The sequence below is a fragment of the Syntrophotaleaceae bacterium genome (assembly GCA_041390365.1).
Classification (GTDB): Bacteria; Desulfobacterota; Desulfuromonadia; order Desulfuromonadales; family Syntrophotaleaceae; genus JAWKQB01.
In genome coordinates this window covers 309,526-326,973 of record JAWKQB010000001.1, presented here as the reverse complement: position 1 = coordinate 326,973, position 17,448 = coordinate 309,526, and the positions used below count along the sequence as shown (strand labels likewise).

The 17,448-nt window shown below is 58.2% G+C and carries 18 protein-coding genes and 1 pseudogene; all 19 read right to left on the bottom strand.

Annotated features, from left to right (window positions below; translation table 11 throughout):
- Positions 1 to 4: 4 nt before the first annotated feature.
- Positions 5 to 301, bottom strand: a complete 297-nt coding sequence (locus tag R2940_01575; protein ID MEZ4598460.1) for a helix-hairpin-helix domain-containing protein — start codon at positions 299 to 301, stop codon at positions 5 to 7.
- A gap of 154 nt (positions 302 to 455) precedes the next feature.
- Positions 456 to 2,540 carry an LPS assembly protein LptD gene (gene lptD, locus R2940_01570; protein MEZ4598459.1) on the bottom strand — a complete coding sequence of 695 codons (2,085 nt, stop codon included), beginning with the start codon at positions 2,538 to 2,540 and terminating at the stop codon, positions 456 to 458.
- Complete coding sequence (locus tag R2940_01565) at positions 2,537 to 3,808, bottom strand: folylpolyglutamate synthase/dihydrofolate synthase family protein (protein ID MEZ4598458.1); 1,272 nt, start codon at positions 3,806 to 3,808, stop codon at positions 2,537 to 2,539. Before R2940_01565 ends, lptD begins: the two co-directional genes overlap by 4 nt.
- A gap of 3 nt (positions 3,809 to 3,811) precedes the next feature.
- Positions 3,812 to 4,660 carry an acetyl-CoA carboxylase, carboxyltransferase subunit beta gene (gene accD / locus R2940_01560; GenBank protein ID MEZ4598457.1) on the bottom strand — a complete coding sequence of 283 codons (849 nt, stop codon included), beginning with the start codon at positions 4,658 to 4,660 and terminating at the stop codon, positions 3,812 to 3,814.
- Between the two features lie 46 nt (positions 4,661 to 4,706).
- Positions 4,707 to 5,501 carry a tryptophan synthase subunit alpha gene (trpA, locus tag R2940_01555; protein MEZ4598456.1) on the bottom strand — a complete coding sequence of 265 codons (795 nt, stop codon included), beginning with the start codon at positions 5,499 to 5,501 and terminating at the stop codon, positions 4,707 to 4,709.
- Between the two features lie 76 nt (positions 5,502 to 5,577).
- Positions 5,578 to 6,864, bottom strand: coding sequence for a DEAD/DEAH box helicase (locus tag R2940_01550; protein ID MEZ4598455.1), 1,287 nt, complete (start codon positions 6,862 to 6,864; stop codon positions 5,578 to 5,580).
- A 13-nt stretch (positions 6,865 to 6,877) separates the two neighbouring features.
- Positions 6,878 to 8,074, bottom strand: a complete 1,197-nt coding sequence (gene trpB / locus R2940_01545) for a tryptophan synthase subunit beta (GenBank protein MEZ4598454.1) — start codon at positions 8,072 to 8,074, stop codon at positions 6,878 to 6,880.
- Positions 8,075 to 8,695 (bottom strand): phosphoribosylanthranilate isomerase, encoded by a 621-nt coding sequence (locus tag R2940_01540; protein ID MEZ4598453.1) that lies wholly within the window; start codon positions 8,693 to 8,695, stop codon positions 8,075 to 8,077.
- A gap of 16 nt (positions 8,696 to 8,711) precedes the next feature.
- On the bottom strand, positions 8,712 to 10,064 hold the full coding sequence (locus R2940_01535; GenBank protein ID MEZ4598452.1) for a TrpB-like pyridoxal phosphate-dependent enzyme: 1,353 nt from the start codon (positions 10,062 to 10,064) through the stop codon (positions 8,712 to 8,714).
- 35 nt (positions 10,065 to 10,099) lie between these two features.
- Entirely contained in the window at positions 10,100 to 10,888 is a 789-nt protein-coding gene (gene trpC, locus R2940_01530) for an indole-3-glycerol phosphate synthase TrpC (GenBank protein MEZ4598451.1), read from the bottom strand.
- Complete coding sequence (trpD, locus tag R2940_01525) at positions 10,885 to 11,934, bottom strand: anthranilate phosphoribosyltransferase (GenBank protein ID MEZ4598450.1); 1,050 nt, start codon at positions 11,932 to 11,934, stop codon at positions 10,885 to 10,887. Before trpD ends, trpC begins: the two co-directional genes overlap by 4 nt.
- 24 nt (positions 11,935 to 11,958) lie before the next feature.
- Positions 11,959 to 12,525 (bottom strand): aminodeoxychorismate/anthranilate synthase component II, encoded by a 567-nt coding sequence (locus tag R2940_01520; GenBank protein ID MEZ4598449.1) that lies wholly within the window; start codon positions 12,523 to 12,525, stop codon positions 11,959 to 11,961.
- Between the two features lies 1 nt (position 12,526).
- Positions 12,527 to 14,008: an anthranilate synthase component I gene (trpE, locus tag R2940_01515; GenBank protein ID MEZ4598448.1), complete on the bottom strand. Its 1,482-nt coding sequence runs from the start codon at positions 14,006 to 14,008 to the stop codon at positions 12,527 to 12,529.
- A gap of 343 nt (positions 14,009 to 14,351) precedes the next feature.
- Positions 14,352 to 14,702, bottom strand: a pseudogene (gene rplQ, locus R2940_01510) (50S ribosomal protein L17).
- A 42-nt stretch (positions 14,703 to 14,744) separates the two neighbouring features.
- On the bottom strand, positions 14,745 to 15,761 hold the full coding sequence (locus R2940_01505; GenBank protein ID MEZ4598447.1) for a DNA-directed RNA polymerase subunit alpha: 1,017 nt from the start codon (positions 15,759 to 15,761) through the stop codon (positions 14,745 to 14,747).
- Between the two features lie 42 nt (positions 15,762 to 15,803).
- Positions 15,804 to 16,433 (bottom strand): 30S ribosomal protein S4, encoded by a 630-nt coding sequence (rpsD, locus tag R2940_01500; GenBank protein MEZ4598446.1) that lies wholly within the window; start codon positions 16,431 to 16,433, stop codon positions 15,804 to 15,806.
- A 20-nt stretch (positions 16,434 to 16,453) separates the two neighbouring features.
- Positions 16,454 to 16,849: a 30S ribosomal protein S11 gene (rpsK, locus tag R2940_01495; GenBank protein ID MEZ4598445.1), complete on the bottom strand. Its 396-nt coding sequence runs from the start codon at positions 16,847 to 16,849 to the stop codon at positions 16,454 to 16,456.
- Positions 16,850 to 16,860: 11 nt separating this feature from the next.
- Complete coding sequence (gene rpsM, locus R2940_01490) at positions 16,861 to 17,229, bottom strand: 30S ribosomal protein S13 (GenBank protein MEZ4598444.1); 369 nt, start codon at positions 17,227 to 17,229, stop codon at positions 16,861 to 16,863.
- A gap of 21 nt (positions 17,230 to 17,250) precedes the next feature.
- Positions 17,251 to 17,364, bottom strand: a complete 114-nt coding sequence (gene rpmJ / locus R2940_01485) for a 50S ribosomal protein L36 (GenBank protein MEZ4598443.1) — start codon at positions 17,362 to 17,364, stop codon at positions 17,251 to 17,253.
- Positions 17,365 to 17,448: the final 84 nt, after the last annotated feature.

Sequence of the window (17,448 nt, the reverse complement as noted above, 5' to 3'; positions counted from 1 at the left end):
ACCGTTACTCCAGAACAATGCGGTCGTGAATTTTCTTCAGAACCCCCTTCCCTACTCCCTTGACCTTGAGCAGATCCTCCGGAGAGGAGAAGGAGCCGTTTTCCGTCCGGTAGACGACAATCCGTTCCGCAACCACCTTGCCTATGCCGGGCAACTCCTGGAGCTGCTCCACGGGCGCGGTATTGATATTGACCTTTTCAACAGAAGCTGCCTTCGCCTTTGCTGCAGCAAAAGCCGGTTGCAAGGTCATGGGAGCGGCCAGCATCAGGCCGGCCAGCAAGATAGTGAACAATTTTTTCATGGTCCGCCTCCTTGTTTCTTTCATTGAAGTTGACGTTCGGTGGCAGGACACCCTGCCGCAACCCCTGGTTCGTTTGTGATTAACATAAACAAACCTTAGCGTCAACAAATTAATAAATTTATTTCATAAAGAAACAGGAGGTTTTTTCATCAGCCTATGGGCCGAGGCTTCCTCCCCAGCCCCAGACCCGACCAAGGCCGGACAGGGAGAAATTGATGGAAATTTCCTGATCCTCCCGGCGATCCCGCCAGAGCAGGAAAACGCTCCAGCATTGGGCGCGGTACTCGATATCAAGAACCTTTTCCAGCTCCTCGCTGCCATCGACGGAGTAGCGGTGGGAATAGCCGACATACACCGGCTTCAGCCAGGAGGTTCGCACTCCGGCACCCAGGTACTCATGATCGTCTTTCTCGTAGCGGTAGGAGAGGGAAAGGCTGTTGCCCTGCGCGTCGCGGATACCGGTCGCCGCGTTGAAATCCAGAAAATCCTCTCCTGAGGTCACGTCGTAACGGGTATCGACATCGAAAAAAGTTCTTCGGGTCGGGCGGACGATAAGTTCCAGCCGCAGATGATCCACCGAAGGACTCTGACCGGGCACCAGAAGATTTTTCCCTGAAGCATCCAGATTGAATTCCTGAGCCAGCCGCAGATAGAGAAATTCATGAGTGTCCACCTGCCCCTCTGCCGATGCGAGCCGGGCAATGAGACGGTTGGTCACGCCGACGGTTGTAACGTGCTGACGGCCGGCGAAATCCTCGACGGTCATCCCGGGCAGGTCGGTGAAGATATCCGCAGGAGAGTAGCGGTATCCGATTTCCGGCTGAACCACATGCTGAATCTTTCTTATCCGGTCTCCATCAACCGCATAGACCCGGGAGAAGCGGCTGGCAAGCCGGGTCGAAAAATCGATGGCCCCTTCCGCTTCTTCACCGAAGTGACCCGAATAGAACCGTCCCAGATAGGCTACCTCAGAAACCAGATCCATTACTCCACCGGGGTGGAAGACCGCAGAGAGGGCCGGACGCAGGGCGAAGCGCCCCCCTTCCCGGTTCTCGTCCTGCGGATTGTTGTCTTCGTACAGATAAGCTGCTTCCGAATCCAGCCGATAATACAGGGGAGTATCGCCGATGCGCTGGCGGATCACGGCGAAGCGCACATCGGGCAGCCGCTGCAGGACCAGATCTTCATTGTCCCGCAGGTCCTTGACATACCGGACCTGCCCGGCCAGATTATTCTTTCCCCAGTTCCGGCTCGCGGCCAGAAGGGATTCCGCGGTATCGAGATTGTATTCCCCCGCGGCTTCGCCGAAATCGGAAAAATAGTCTTTTTCACTGACGTAGGTGACATCGGCGATCAACCGTACATCTGCGGGCAGGGTCCCCAGGTGCTGCCACCCGAGAGCGAAGCGGTCGTCTTCGCCGGAGAGGCCGCTGACATGATAGATCTTTGCCTCCCCCTCATTGTCATGGCCGAAAAAATATCGAAATTCCAGACCCTTCCCGACACCGAGGCGGGAAAGATAGTCGAGATAGAAGGTTGCGTCCATATTACGGTCGATCACCTGGTAATAAGCCAGGGACAGCTCGCTCCCCCCTTTGTCCGAATAGCCGACGGATGGGGTCAGCAGGCCGGATTGCCGCTCGGTCTGGACCGGGTAACCGAAGATCGGGAGATAGAGTACCGGCAGGTCGTTTATATGAAAAAAAACGTTTTTGGCCCAGGCGAACCCCTCGAGCGTTACATCGACCTCACTGGCAGTGAATTTCCAGGAGGGGACTTCGCCGTCACAGGTGGTAAAGGTGCCGTCCGCAACCCGATAGGTGTCTTCGCCGGTCTTCTCGATTTCGTCACCGTAGATATGGAAATTATCCTTGCGAATCAACACATGGCCGTTGCGGATAATGCCGGTCCCCTCCGCCAGATCGAGTTGCATCTCTGTGCCGGTCGCTACGCCGTCGGGACCGGCCAAGCGGACATCGCCATAAGCGGCCGCCCGGTTGGTCTGCTCGTTCCAACGCACCTCCTCGGCTTGAAGAATGTCCTCTCCCCGACGCAGCAACACGTCTCTTTCAGCCAGATAGGTGCTGGAGTCCTCGTCGTAGGTCAACTGGTCGGCTTCGATCTCGACAGGCAGGGACTGCGCACGGATGCCGTTTTCCGCTGACGCCGGCAGTGCAATCCCTGTCAGACAGACCAGAAGGGCGAGCATCTGCCCCCATGTGAGCGCCCGGGTGTTCATGATCCGGTTTCCTCCTGACTCAATAGAAAATCACGGGCGGCGGCGACCAGAAAGAGGGAGCCGGCCACCAGAATTATTTCGCCGGGCCGTTGTTCGGCGAGGGCGGCCTGGAGGGCCTCGCCCGTCGACTCGAAAGATTTTGCGGCAACTCCGGCCTCAGCGGCGAGGGCCCTCAATTCTTCGGCCGCAACCGGCCTATCAACCGGCGCCGGTGCTGCGTAAACGCCGTTCACCAGCGGCAGCAGAGACGCGAAGATGCTGTGGACGTCCTTTTTCGCCTTGATCCCGACGACCCAGCGAATGCCGCCGACCGGAAGGGAACGGAGGTAGTCGGCCAGGACCCGGGCCCCGCCTTCGTTATGCGCTCCGTCGAGCAGCATACGGTCCCCGCCCCGCCACCATTCGAGGCGACCGGGCCAGCTGACACCGGCCACGCCACGGCGCAGAGCCTCGGCGGGCAGGACCATCCCCTGTCGCTGCAGAAGCTCGGCAGCGGCCAGGGACAGGGACATGTTCTGCCACTGATGGCGGCCCGGCAATCCCGGTTCCAGCTCTTCCAGGGCAAGGTCGAGACCTTTATAGGAAAAACCCTTCGGCGATTCCGAAACCGAAAAATCGCGGTCGAAAAGAAAAACCGGCGCCCCGCGAACTTTGGCCTGTTCTTGTAAAACGGACAGGGCCTCGGGGTCCTGAGCGCCCAGGACCAGAGGAACCTGCTGCTTGATTATACCTGCTTTTTCGCCGGCGATGGCTGCCAGATCAGCGCCGAGGTGTTCGACATGATCCAGACAGACGGGGGTGATCACCGTCACCCGGGGATGAACGGCATTGGTGGCATCGAGTCTGCCCCCCATCCCCACCTCGATAACCGCCACATCCACCGCCTGCTGCTGGAAATACAGCAGGGCCATGGCTGTGGTGAATTCGAAAAAGGTGGCGGGAATCTCCCGGCAATGCCGGCGGATGAACTCCGTCAGCCGCCCGACCTCGTTTTCGTCAATGGGCCGGCCATCGACCTGGATCCGCTCGGTAAAGGAATGCAGATGAGGGGAGGTGTAGAGGCCGGTTCGCAAACCGGCTTCCCGCAGAATGCGGGCCAGGGTGGCCGAAACCGAACCCTTGCCGTTGCTGCCGCCGACATGAACGATGGGGTATTGATTTTCGGGATGGGCCAGTGTGTCCAGCAGCCCGCGGATATTGTCCAGCCCGAGCTTGATGCCGAACTGCTGGAGGCCGTAGAGATAGGCAAGGCTCTCCCGATAGTCCATGTTTCAGTTCTTGGTAAAGATGCGCAGGATCTGGGCGAGGCGATCCTTCATCTCCTGCCGGGCCACGATCATGTCCACCATGCCGTGCTCGAGCAGATATTCGGATCTCTGAAAGCCGTCCGGCAGTTTCTGGCGGATGGTCTGCTCGATGACCCTCGGCCCTGCAAAGCCGATCAGGGCGCGGGGTTCAGCCATATTGATGTCGCCGAGCATGGCGAAGCTGGCGGTCACTCCACCGGTGGTGGGATCGGTCAGCACTGAAATGAAAGGAATGCCGGCCTCTTTCAAACGGGCCAATGCTGCACTGGTCTTGGCCATCTGCATCAGCGAAAGGATGCTCTCCTGCATCCGGGCACCGCCGGAAGAAGAAAACACGATGCAGGGGCAACGGGTGTCCAGGGCGCGCTCGATGGCCCGGGTGATCTTTTCCCCGACCACCGACCCCATGCTGCCGCCCATGAACTGAAAATCGAAGACCGCCACCACCACCGGCAGCTGGTGGATAGTCCCCTCCCCGGAAATGACGGCCGAATTGCTGCCGCTGCTTTTCATGGCCGCCCGGATGCGATCCTTGTAACGCTTGCTGTCCTTGAAATCGAGGAAATCGACGGATTTCATCTTCGCGTCCATTTCCTGGAAGGAGCCCTCGTCCAGAATCAAAGCGATCCTTTCCCGGGCCGAAATGCGAAAGTGGTAGTCGCATTTGGGGCAAACGTTGAGATTCCGCTCGATCTCCTTGGCATAGATGATTTCATTGCAGTTGGGGCATTTTTTCCAGATTCCCTCCGGCATCTGCATCTTTTTGGTTTCTACCGGCACGATGGGTGCCTTCGATTTGCGGAACCAGGCCATATCTGTTACCTCGTATGGGAAAATTCCTTGCGATGTTCGCCGGCGATCAGGAAAGACTGTTTTTTAAAGCACGAACGAAGGTTTTAGCCTGGGGGATCAGGTCAGGCGAAGTTCCCAGTTCGGCGATAATTTTCACCAGAGCGCTGCCAACGACAACGGCATCGGCGAAACGGCCGACGGCCCTGGCATCCTCCGGGGAAGAGATGCCGAAACCGACAGCCACCGGGAGATCGCAGCGAGTTTTCAACTCGCGGACCTCGAGTTCAATGGCTTCGGCGTCGACCTTCCGGCTGCCGGTCACCCCGGTCATGGACACATAATAGAGGAAGCCTTCACCCCGGGCAACGAGAGAATCGATCCGGACTGCGGGGGTGGTGGGAGCCAGAAGACGGATCAGACATAGCCCCTCCTTCTGCAGGGGTTGATAGAGCTCCTGGTCCTCTTCGGGCGGCAGGTCGACAAGCAGCAGCCCGTCCACGCCGGCCCGGGCGGCATCGGCTGCGAATTTCTGGTTCCCGTAACTGAACACCGGATTGTAATAGCCCATGAGGACAATCGGAATATTGGTGTGCTGACGCACCCGGCATACCATCTCCAGAATTTTCTCCAGCGTGGCCCCTGCGGCCAGGGCCCGCTCGGAGGCGGCCTGGATGGTCGGCCCATCAGCCATGGGATCGGAAAAGGGAAATCCGAGCTCGATCAGATCGGCACCGCTCTCCACCAGAGCGTGAATCAATTTTTCGGTGGTGTCCAGATCAGGGTCACCGGCGGTAATGAAAAGAATCAGCCCGGTTTCCCGCCGTTGCCGCAATCGTTCAAAGGTCGCTTCAATGCGTCCCATTCTTTCTCCTCAAGGATGGCGCGCCATCTGACCGGCTGCCCTGCTATTGATCCTATAATTCCCTGAAATCCCTATCTTAATTACCCGGCTTGTCCCCGGTGGGCTTCCGGCGCCCTTTGTTTCTGGAGGAACGCCGTGAAGAGGGTCGCCGCCCTTTGCCGGCAGGCCGTTCGGCTTCCTTGACGGGCGCCTTCTTCCGGGGGACGTAGCGCTTGTAAGCGTTGCAGAAATCCTCTTCCTCGGCGAATTGGGAAGGGATGCGGAAACCGACATATCCTTCGATATCACTCAGATAATAGGCTGTATCCTCATCGGCGAAACTGATCGCCTTGCCGCTGGCCCCGGCCCGGGCGGTGCGGCCGATACGATGCACATAGTCTTCGGGATCCTGGGGGAGATCGTAGTTGACAACGTGGGTCACATCCTCCACATGAATTCCCCTCGAAGCAACGTCGGTGCCAACCAGGTAGTTGATTCGCCCTTCCTTGAATTCATTCAGGATCCGCATCCGTTTTTTCTGCGGGATGTCCCCGGAGATCACTTCCGCACTGAAATCATTCACTTTGAGTCTGCCGGTCAGGTGCTCGGCTTCCCGCTTGGTATTGACGAACAGCAGAACCCGGCGAGGCTCCGGTTCCTTCTTCAGCAGACCGAGCAGCAGAGCGAATTTTTCCCGGCGGCCAACATGGTACAGGATCTGCTCCACCCGTTCGGCGGTAATCTGGTCGGGTGCAATGCTGACCTTTTCCGCAAGATTCATGAATTCATAAGCCAGTTCCAGGACCCGGCCGGACAGAGTGGCGGAAAACAGCATGGTCTGCCGTTTCTCGAAGGGGGGCAGTTTGCGCAGGATGAAGCGCAGGTCCTTGATGAACCCCATGTCGAACATGCGGTCGGCCTCATCGATGACCAGGGCCTCGATGCGGTTGAACTTGAACACGTTCTGTCTGGCGTAATCGATCAATCGACCAGGGGTGGCGATGATGATGTCCACGCCCTCCCTGAGGGCCTGGCGTTGCTTTTCGTAATCGAGCCCGCCGAAGATCGGCTGCAGTTTGAAAGGGCAGAATTTTCCCAGACCCTTCGCATCCTCCCAAATCTGCACGACCAGTTCACGGGTCGGCGCGAGGATCAGGGCACGGGGATTGTCAGTGGTCTCCCCGGGGTGCTGCAACAACCGGCTGAAAAGGGAAATCAGAAAGGCGGCGGTTTTGCCGGTGCCTGTCTGGGCTTGGGCGGCAACGTCCTTACCTGACAGCGCCAGGGGAATCGCCTCTTCCTGAACCGGCGTCAATTCGGTAAAGCCGACAGCCTCGATCCCCTGCCGGACCGGATCGGGAAGCTTCAATTCGCTGAATTTCATCGAGTTTATTCCGTCAGTTCAGTTCCACATTCATGGCTTCCGCCACGGTATGGATGTCCTTGTCGCCCCGGCCGGAAAGGCAGACGACAATAATCGAATCCTTCGGCAGAGTCGGGGCGAGCTTCATGACATGGGCTACGGCATGGGAGCTTTCCAGCGCCGGGATGATCCCTTCCATCTCCGTCAGCAGGCGGAAAGCCTCCAAAGCCTCGTCGTCCCTGATGGACACATATTCGGCCCTGCCGATCGCATGGAGATGGGAGTGTTCCGGTCCGACTCCGGGATAGTCGAGCCCTGCGGAAATCGAGTGGGCATGTTCAATCTGACCTTCCCCGTCCTGCAGCAGAAAGGTCTTGTTCCCATGCAGCACCCCCACCCGCCCGGCGCCGATACTGGCGGCATGCTTGCCGGTTTCCACGCCGAGGCCGGCGGCTTCGACGCCGATCAGCCGAACCCTCTTCTCTTCCAGAAATGGGTAGAACAATCCCATGGCATTGGAGCCCCCGCCGATGCAGGCCACAGCCACGTCGGGAAGCCGCCCTTCGGCCTGCAGGATCTGCTGCCGGGTTTCACGGCCGATGACCGATTGAAAATCCCTGACCATGGCCGGATAAGGGTGGGGACCGGCGACGGTGCCGATGATATAGAAGGTGTCGCGGACTCTGGTCACCCATTGGCGAATGGCCTCGTTCATGGCGTCCTTCAGCGTCGCGGTGCCGCTGGTGACACCGGTGACGGTTGCCCCGAGCAGCTTCATGCGAAAGACGTTGAGGGCTTGGCGGCGGATGTCCTCCGTTCCCATGAAGACATCGCACGTCATGCCGAACAGAGCGGCCACCGTGGCCGTGGCCACGCCGTGCTGACCGGCTCCGGTCTCGGCAATCACCCGTTTTTTCCCCATGCGCCGGGCCAGCAGGGCCTGGCCGACCGTGTTGTTGACCTTGTGGGCCCCGGTATGGTTGAGATCCTCGCGCTTCAGATAGATGCGTGCCCCGCCAAGGTGTTCGGACAGACGACGAGCGAAGTAAAGGGGGCTCGGCCGGCCGACATAATCCTTTAAATAATAGTCGAATTCCTCTTGAAAGACCGGATCTGATTTGGCCTGCTTATAGGCTGCATCCAGCTCGAGGAGGGCGGGCATCAGAGTCTCGGCGACATAGCGGCCGCCAAACTGTCCGAAATGCCCGTTATCATCGGGAAATTGATACATTCATGACTCCATGGCACGTTTGGCGTTGCGAATGAAAGCCGCCACTTTCCGGGGGTCTTTTTGGCCGGGGGCGCTTTCCACACCGCTGGAAACATCCACCGCATAGGGGCGAACGGTGCGGACGGCATCCGCCACATTCTCCGCGGTCAGGCCACCAGCAAGGATGATGCGCCGGTTCAGAGCGGCCCGGGCAGCCAGCTGCCAGTTGAAGGTTTGGCCTGTGCCGCCGTAGCCGGCAGGGGACCAGGCATCGAGCAGCACCGTCCCGACCGGGTAGTCGTCGAGGCCGCCGAGACTCGATTCGTCCCGGACCCGCAGGGCTTTCAGGACCTGCAGAGGTGCCAAGCGGCACTCCAGCGGCGACTCGTCCCCGTGCAGCTGCACCGTGTACAGACCGCAGAAGACAGCGGTCCGAAGAATCTCCTCCCCCGGACAATTGACGAACAGACCGACAGCGGTGACGAAGGGAGGCAGTTGGCCTACGATATCCCTCGCCCGCTCCGGACTCAGATATCGCGGACTTTTCGTATAGAAGACCAGCCCCAAGGCGTCGGCACCGCAATCGACCGCATGCAGGGCATCCTCACGCGAAGTGATTCCGCAGATTTTAACGCGGGGCACTGCCAAAAAACGCTCCTTACGATATGACCGGAAGATTGGCCAGGGAGGCGGTAATCTGCTCCTCCGGATAGACATAGTCCTCCAGCTTGCCGCCAAGATAGGCGGCATAGGCGGTCATGTCGAAATGACCATGTCCGCTGAGATTGAACAGAATTGTTCGCTCCCGCCCTTCTTCCCTGGCCTTCACCGCCTCGTCGATGGCGGCGCGGATGGCATGGGAGGACTCGGGCGCCGGAACGATGCCCTCGGTCCTGGCAAAGAGCACCGCTCCCTCAAAGCAGGCATTTTGCGGCAGAGCCACGGCCTCGAGAAGTCCTTCGTGAACCAGCTGGCTCACCTGGGCGCCGGCGCCATGATAGCGCAACCCGCCGGCATGAATACCTGGAGGTACGAAGTCGTGACCGAGCGTGTACATCTTGATGATCGGCGTCAGTTTGGCCGTATCGCCGTAATCGAAGGCGTAGGCACCCTTGGTCAGGGTCGGACAGGAGGTCGGTTCCACCGCCACCAGGCGGATCTGTTTGCCGTTGATCTTGTCCCGGACAAAGGGGAAGCTGAGTCCGGCCAGATTGCTGCCCCCGCCGCAGCAGCCGACGACGACATCGGGGTAATCGTTCACCTGCTTGAGCTGCTCGATCGCTTCCAGGCCGATCACGGTCTGATGCAGGCAGACATGGTTGAGCACGCTGCCCAGGGCGTAGTTGGTATCCCCGTGGGTCGCTGCATCCTCGACCGCCTCGCTGATGGCCATTCCCAGGGAGCCGGAGGTGTCCGGGTCCCTTTCCAGGAGCTTTCGCCCGACCTCGGTCACACGGCTTGGCGAGGGGATCACGTGGGCTCCCCAGAGCTCCATCAGATGTTTCCGGTACGGTTTCTGCTCATAGCTGACCCGGACCATGTAGACCGTCGTCTCCAGCCCGAAATAGGAATTGGCCAGCGCCAGGGAACATCCCCACTGGCCGGCACCGGTTTCCGTGGCCAGCCGTTTGATCCCGGCCTGCTTGTTGTAGTAGGCCTGGGCAATGGCCGTATTCGGCTTATGCGATCCGGCCGGCGAAACCCCTTCATATTTATAGTAGATCCGGGCGGGGGTTTTGAGAGCCGCCTCAAGCCGGTGGGCTCGGAACATGGGTGATGGGCGCCACAACTGATAAATCTTCAACACCTCCTCAGGGATGTCGATCCAGCGCTCCCTGCTGACTTCCTGCTCGATCAACGACATGGGAAAGATCGGGGTCAGATCTTCCGGTCCCACCGGTTTCATGGTCTGGGGATGAATGATCGGCTCCGGGGCACTTGGAAGGTCGGCGGCCACGTTGTACCAGCGTTTGGGGATCTGATTGTCCTGAAGAAGTATTTTGGTCTGCATGTCTTCTTTCCTCGATTCTGTTCCTGGGGGTCGTTTCAGTGCCTGTTTCCCAACAATTCGTTCAACTTGTCCTCGAAGCGATCTTCCCGCATCAGACTTTCACCGATCAAAAAGGCCCGGGCCCCGGCCTGACGCAACCGGAGAATGTCCCCCCGGTTTCGCAGACCGCTCTCCGAAACCACCAGCCGGTCAGGTGGAATCAGGGGCAGGAGGCGTTCAGTGACGCCCAGATCGGTATGAAAAGTTCTGAGATCGCGGTTGTTGATGCCGATCAGCCGGACCGGAAGCCGCAAGGCTCGCTCCAACTCCTCGGCGTCGTGCACCTCGAGCAGCACGTCCAATCCCAGTTCGGCCGCTGTTGCAGCCAGATCCGTGAGTTGGGCCTGGTCGAGGGCGGCAGCGATCAGCAGCACCGCATCGGCGCCGAAAACTCTCGCCTCCACCAGCTGGTAGGGATCCAGGATAAAATCCTTGCGAAGCAGAGGCAGAGTCACGGCCTGGGCGATCCGTTGCAGATAAGCGATATCGCCCATGAAGAATTCCCGGTCAGTCAGTACCGACAGACAGGCGGCGCCGCCGTCCTGATAGCGCAGGGCGATGTCCACCGCATCGAAGTCGGCCCTGATCAGCCCCTTGGAGGGGGATCCCTTTTTCACCTCGGCAATAATTGCGGTTCCCGTCTCCGCCTGGCGGTACAGGGCGGAGGCGAAACCGCGCGGTGCAGGAAGTCCGGTCAGCCGTTCGGAAAGAACCGGCAGGGGGGTTTGCTGCCTGGCGAGTTCCACCTCCCTCAGTTTGTGCTGCAGAATTTTATCTAGAATCACTGGTTGGTTATCCTGACGAGGTCTTCGAGTTTCCTGATCGCGGACCCCGAATCAATACTGTTTTCGGCCTGTCGAATCGCAGAGGGCAGATCAGGTGCTTTGCCCGCAGCAACCAGGGCAAACGCGGTGTTCAGCACCACAACATCCCGGCGGGGACCTGTCTTCCCCCCCAGAACTGCCCTGACAATGGCGGCGTTCTGCGCTGCATCGCCTCCCTGCAGGTCGGCCAGACGGCAGCGTTTCAGACCGAAATCCTCAGGCTCCACCGTGAAAAGTCTGACCTGCTGCCCGTCGATTTCCGCCACCCGCGTCGGGGCCGATAGGGTCACCTCATCCATGCCGTCCATTCCATGCACCACAAAACCCCTCTGACATCCAAGACGGACCAGTACCTGAGCGAGGGTTTCGACCAGTTCCTCCCGGTAGACCCCGAGCACCTGACGATCGGCTCCGGCAGGATTTGTCAGCGGACCGAGAATATTGAAGATGGTCCGGACCCCTATCTCCTTGCGCGGACCTATGGCATGCCGCATGGCGCCGTGCAGTGCCGGTGCGTAGAGAAAGCCGATGCCCAGCTCCGACAGGCACTGCTCGACCCGCTCGACGGTCACGTTCAGATTGACGCCCAGTTCCTCCAGCACGTCGGCGCTGCCGCAGGAGGAGGAAATGCTGCGGTTGCCGTGTTTGGCCACCTTGATCCCGCAGGCCGCCACCACAAACGCCACCGTTGTGGAGATGTTGAAGCTCTTGGTGCCGGAACCGCCGGTGCCGCAGGTATCGAGAATCGTTTCCCTGTCCAGGTTGATATCTTCCCGGTCAAGATCGAGCACCCGGCTGCAACGCACGGGAGTGACCCGCGCCCGCATGACCCGGGCGGCGCCGGTAATCTCCTCCACCGTTTCGCCCTTCATCCGTAATGCCACGATGAAAGCCCCGATCTGGGCCGGGGTTGCCTCACCGCCCATGATCTGGTCGAAAACATCGATCATCATGGCTTCACTCAGATCCTGCAACTCGACGAGCCGGGCGATCGCCTCCTTGATCATCAGTCCCTACCTTTGGCTTTACGTTCAGGTCAGATCCAGAAAATTTTTCAGCAGTTTCTTCCCTTCCAGGGTCAGGATGGACTCGGGATGAAACTGCACTCCCCACATCGGCAACTCGCGATGGCGCATACCCATGATCTCTCCGTCATCGGTCCAGGCGGTGATTTCGAAAACCTCGGGCAGGGTTGAGCGTTCAACAACCAGGGAATGGTAGCGGGTCGCATCGAAGGGATTGGCAAGATTGCGGAAAATGTCCTGTCCATTGTGATGAATGGGGCTGGTCTTGCCGTGCATCAGGGAGGCGGCACGGATGATGCGGCCGCCAAAGGCATACCCCATGGACTGATGCCCGAGACAGACGCCGAGAATCGGAAGTTGGCCGCCGAGCTCCCGGATGACCTCCACTGAAATCCCGGCCTCCTTTGGCGAACATGGCCCGGGAGAGACCACCAGCCGGCGTGGATTTATAGCGGAAATTCCAGCGACGGTAATCTTGTCGTTGCGGTAAACCCGCACTTCCTCCCCCAGTTCCTGGAAATACTGAACCAGGTTATAGGTGAAGGAGTCGTAGTTGTCGATCATCAGCAGCATCTCAATCCAGCCCCTTTCGTGCCATTTCCACTGCTTTCATGACCCCCCGGGCCTTGTTGATGGTCTCCTGGTATTCCGCGGAGGGGTCCGAGTCGGCGACAATGCCGGCCCCCGCCTGCAGAAAAATCCGATCACCCTGCACCACCAGGGTGCGAATGGCGATGGCCATGTCCATGTTGCCGGAAAAAGAGAAATACCCGACGGCACCGCCGTAGATTTCCCGTTTACAGGGCTCCAGCTCGTCGATGATTTCCATCGCCCGGATTTTCGGGGCGCCGCTCAGGGTTCCGGCGGGAAAGGTGGCGCGCAGAACGTCGAAAGCGTCGACACCGGGAGGAAGCAGGCCCCGGACATTGGAGACGATGTGCATAACGTGGGAGTATCGCTCGGTGACCATCAGATCGGTCACTTCGACGCTGCCTGTACGGCAGACGCGGCCGAGGTCGTTCCGGCCGAGATCCACCAGCATGATATGTTCGGCACACTCCTTGGGATCGGTGAGAAGCTCCTCCTCCAGTCGAAGGTCCTCCTCGGTGCTGTGCCCGCGGGGGCGGGTTCCGGCAATGGGTCGCACCGTCACTTCAGCATCCTCCTTGCGAACCAGCACTTCGGGGGAGGCACCGATGACCAGGGTTTCTCCAAAACGGAGAAAGAACATGTACGGGGAGGGGTTGAGAGTACGCAGAGCCCGATAAACATCGAAGGGATCGGCTCCCAGCCGACCGGAAAACCTCTGCGACAGAACCACTTGGATGATGTCTCCCGCCCGCACATATTCCTTGCAACGCTCTACGGCGCTCTCAAAGTCGGTGCGGGAGAAATTGGAGGAAAACTCCTCTGCGGTTCCAAGCCTGATGGGCGGGCTGTCGGGACAGACAGGACGGCGCAGCTTGGCGATCAACTCGTCGATAGCCGACACCCCCTTTTGATAGGCGGTGTCGGGATCGGCCCCTTCGCGGAGCTCGACGTTGCAGACCACTTTTATTTTCTGCCGCATGTTGTCAAAGATGATCAGGTTTTCGGTCAACAGGAAGCAGGCATCAAAAGTTCCGATAGCGGAAGGGGCTTGGCTGGGCAAGACCTCCATAAACCGGACCATGTCGTAACCGAAATAGCCGACCATCCCGCCAAAAAAACGGGGGAGTCCTTCGATTTCGACAGGCTGGAACCTGCTCATGATCCCCTTGAGTATCTCCAAAGGATCCCGACTTTGCCCGCTTTCGACAACCTGCCCGTTTTCCAGAACCTCGAAGTGGTCACCCTTGCAACGGAAGATTTTGCCGGCCCCGCTGCCGAGGAAGGAGAAGCGTGCCCATTTTTCTCCTCCGGAGATACTTTCCAGGAGAAAAGAGGTCTGGCCGTCATCAATCTTCCTGAAAGCGGAGACAGGCGTCTCCATATCGGCGAGAACCTCGCGATACACGGGGATGAGATTGCCCTTTTGGGCATGCTGTTGAAATTGTTCTAAAGAGGGGAAATACATGTCGACTCCGGAAACTCAAGTTTTTGACATTATCATGGTGAAGCAAAAGCCGTCAAGATTGAACCCCCTCGGGTTCAAAAAAGCTCAAGACTCTAGCCCTCTTATGCCTGACACACCTTAAAAAAAAAGGCAAGGAGAAGACTCCTTGCCTTTAAACGGAACCCGAAGGGGGAACATGCTATTGTTTGTCGTCCTCTGCCGCCGGCTCTTCATTGCCGTTCTCCTCAGAGGGAGATTCAACGGCTTCCTTGGCAGTTTCGACGACCGTTTCTTCAACGGGTGCAGCGGCAACCACAGGCTCGGCAACCGGGGCGGCCTTTTTGGGACGGGGAGTGAACTCCTCTTCCACCAGTTCGATGATGCAGACCGGCGCGCTATCGCCAAGCCGGTTCCCGGTTTTGAGAATACGGGTGTATCCGCCCGGACGTTTTTCATACCGGGGACCGATCATTTCGAAGAGCTTTCCAACCACTTTGCGGTCCCGAATCACCTGCATGGCCTGACGGCGGGCATGGAGATCGCCCCTTTTGCCCAGGGTGATCATTTTTTCGGCCAGCTTCCGCAATTCCTTGGCGCGGGTGACGGTCGTGGTAATCTTCTCGTGTTCGATCAGCGAGGTTACCATGTTACGCATCATGGCGGCACGGTGGCTGGAATTACGGCCGAGCCTTCTCCCGGTTTTATTGTGACGCATCTTTCTACGGTCCTTTCTTCGTTAATCGATCAAGCTGGAAGATCAGGCTTCCTCGCTCCCCTCATGGATCAACTTCAAGTATTCGGGGTCGGGGAAATTGTCCAACTCCATCCCGAGAGTCAGCCCCATCTCAGCCAGAATATCCTTGATTTCATTCAGCGACTTCCGCCCGAAGTTCTGGGTTTTCAGCATTTCTGCTTCCGTCTTCTGCACCAGGTCCCCGATCAGATGGATGTTGGCATTCTTCAGGCAGTTGGCACTTCTCACCGACAGCTCGAGCTCATCAACGGACCGATAGAGATTTTCATTGATTTTGCGATTTTCTTCGCTCGCGACCTCTTCGACGGCCTCAACTTCCTCGTCGAAGTTGATGAAAATCTGCAGCTGCTCCTTGAGGATCTTGGCCGCAAAGGCGACGGCATCATCCGGACGCACACTGCCGTCGGTAACGACTTCAAGGGTCAGCTTGTCGTAGTCGGTGATCTGCCCGACCCTGGCGTTGGTCACGACAAAGTTGACCTTCTTGATCGGCGAAAAAATGGCATCGATCGGAATGGTGCCGACAGGAGCCTTTTCGTCCCGATTGCGTTCGGCGGGCACATAGCCCTTGCCCATGGAAACCACCATATCGATTTCCACATCCGCTTCCTTGGAGCAGGTCAGGACATGGTGACCGGGATTCAGAATCTCCACATGGGAATCGGTAATAATCTCCCCGGCGGTAACAATCCCGGCGCCTTTTTTGACGATACGGATATTCCGGCTCTCGGTGCCGTGCAATTTGAGCAGCACACCCTTCAGGTTCAGGATGACATCCGTGACATCCTCGGTCACACCGGGAATGGTGGAAAACTCATGCAGAACGCCCTTGATGCGAACCGAAACGATGGCAGCGCCTTGCAGCGACGACAGGAGAACCCGGCGCAGGCTGTTGCCGATCGTGGTACCGAAACCTCTCTCAAAGGGTTCTGCCCTGAATTTGCCGAAGCTGTCGGTCAGAGTATCCGTATCAACCTGGAGGCGCTTGGGCTTGATGAGGTCTCTCCAGTTTTTATACATTCGTATCCTCCGTGATGAGGTTACAGCCGAATTCTGCCGGGTTTATTTGGAGTAAAGTTCGACGATGAGATGCTCCTGGAAGGCAGGAGTGGTCATTTCTTCACGAACCGGCAGCGTTTTCAGCTTCCCTTTGAAAGCATCGCGCTCCAGTTCCACCCAGGAAGGAAGACCGCGGCGCATGACACCGTCAAGGGATTCATTGATGCGGGCCACCTTGCGGCTTTTCTCCCGCAGTTCGATAACCTCATCAGGACGCACCTGGAAGGATGGAATGTTCACCTTTCGGCCGTTTACCAGGAAATGTCCCTGGCGAACCAGAAGCCTGGCTTCCTTGCGAGAACCGGCAAACCCCAACCGATAGATGACGCTGTCCAGTCGCCGTTCGAGCAGCACCAGGAGGTTTTCACCGGTAACCCCCTTCATGCGATCCGCCTTGTCGAAATAGGAACGGAACTGCTTCTCGAGCAGACCATAGGTCCGTTTGACACGCTGTTTTTCCCGCAACTGGGTACCATAGTCGGAAACCTTGGCGCGGCCCTGCCCGTGCATGCCGGGAGCATAGTTTCTGCGTTCAACAGCACATTTATCGGTAAAGCACCTGTCCCCCTTCAGGAACAGCTTCATATTTTCCCTTCTACACTGACGGCAGACGGGACCAGTATATCTAGCCAACGTTCATCCTCCTTGTAGTGTTAAACTCTTCTGCGTTTCGGGGGCCGGCATCCGTTGTGGGGGATGGGCGTCACATCCTTGATCAGGGTGATGTTGAGGCCCGCCGCCGACAGGGCACGAAGCGCAGATTCACGACCCGACCCGGGACCCTTGACTCGAACTTCGACCGAGCGCATACCATGTTCCCGAGCTTTTTGAGCGGCCTCTTCGGCTGCCATCTGGGCAGCAAACGGCGTACTCTTCCTCGATCCCTTGAAATTTTTCGCCCCGCAGGTCGACCAGGAGATCACGTTTCCGCTGACATCCGTGATAGTCACGATAGTGTTATTAAAAGTTGCCTGGATATGGGCAATCCCGTTGGCAACATTTTTCTTTTCCTTGGTTTTTCTGACTGCTTTCCTACCCGGCTTGGCCATGGTTCCTCCCGTTATTTCTTCTTGCCAGCGACGGTTTTACGGGGCCCCTTGCGGGTTCGGGCGTTGGTCTTGGTTTTCTGCCCCCGAACCGGCAGGCCGCGCCGATGACGCAGGCCACGATAGCAACCCAGATCCATGAGCCGCTTGATGTTGGTGCTGATTTCACGCCGCAGGTCACCCTCGACCTGGTAGCCCCCTTCGATGATTCCCCTGATCTTGCCCGCTTCCGTCTCGGTCAGATCATCGGTACGAATGTTGGGGTCCACACCGGCCTTTCCCAGGATTTCCTGGGACAAAGAGCGTCCGATGCCGTAGATGTAGGTAAGCGCGACCTCAATCCGCTTATTTCTCGGTAAGTCGATACCAGCAATACGTGCCAATGTATTATCCTCCTGAGCCCTTTATCCCTGTTTCTGCTTATGTTTTGGGTTTTCGCAGATGATCCTGACAATTCCCTTGCGCTTGATGACTTTACATTTTGTGCAAATAGGTTTTACCGAAGCTCGCACTTTCATTGATCGTTCCTTTGCCTATTGGGACTCGGTACCTGAGAAAAAGAGACTGCCCGCCCTGGCGGGTCAGGCACTTTTCCGGTCATA

What these genes read in the sequence shown, in the direction of transcription:
- R2940_01575 (MEZ4598460.1), bottom strand. Translation starts at nt 301, where the DNA reads ATGAAAAAATTGTTCACTATCTTGCTGGCCGGCCTGATGCTGGCCGCT.
- lptD (MEZ4598459.1), bottom strand. Translation starts at nt 2,540, where the DNA reads ATGAACACCCGGGCGCTCACATGGGGGCAGATGCTCGCCCTTCTGGTC.
- R2940_01565 (MEZ4598458.1), bottom strand. Translation starts at nt 3,808, where the DNA reads ATGGACTATCGGGAGAGCCTTGCCTATCTCTACGGCCTCCAGCAGTTC.
- accD (MEZ4598457.1), bottom strand. Translation starts at nt 4,660, where the DNA reads ATGGCCTGGTTCCGCAAATCGAAGGCACCCATCGTGCCGGTAGAAACC.
- trpA (MEZ4598456.1), bottom strand. Translation starts at nt 5,501, where the DNA reads ATGGGACGCATTGAAGCGACCTTTGAACGATTGCGGCAACGGCGGGAA.
- R2940_01550 (MEZ4598455.1), bottom strand. Translation starts at nt 6,864, where the DNA reads ATGAAATTCAGCGAATTGAAGCTTCCCGATCCGGTCCGGCAGGGGATC.
- trpB (MEZ4598454.1), bottom strand. Translation starts at nt 8,074, where the DNA reads ATGTATCAATTTCCCGATGATAACGGGCATTTCGGACAGTTTGGCGGC.
- R2940_01535 (MEZ4598452.1), bottom strand. Translation starts at nt 10,064, where the DNA reads ATGCAGACCAAAATACTTCTTCAGGACAATCAGATCCCCAAACGCTGG.
- trpD (MEZ4598450.1), bottom strand. Translation starts at nt 11,934, where the DNA reads ATGATCAAGGAGGCGATCGCCCGGCTCGTCGAGTTGCAGGATCTGAGT.
- R2940_01520 (MEZ4598449.1), bottom strand. Translation starts at nt 12,525, where the DNA reads ATGCTGCTGATGATCGACAACTACGACTCCTTCACCTATAACCTGGTT.
- trpE (MEZ4598448.1), bottom strand. Translation starts at nt 14,008, where the DNA reads ATGTATTTCCCCTCTTTAGAACAATTTCAACAGCATGCCCAAAAGGGC.
- R2940_01505 (MEZ4598447.1), bottom strand. Translation starts at nt 15,761, where the DNA reads ATGTATAAAAACTGGAGAGACCTCATCAAGCCCAAGCGCCTCCAGGTT.
- rpsK (MEZ4598445.1), bottom strand. Translation starts at nt 16,849, where the DNA reads ATGGCCAAGCCGGGTAGGAAAGCAGTCAGAAAAACCAAGGAAAAGAAA.
- rpmJ (MEZ4598443.1), bottom strand. Translation starts at nt 17,364, where the DNA reads ATGAAAGTGCGAGCTTCGGTAAAACCTATTTGCACAAAATGTAAAGTC.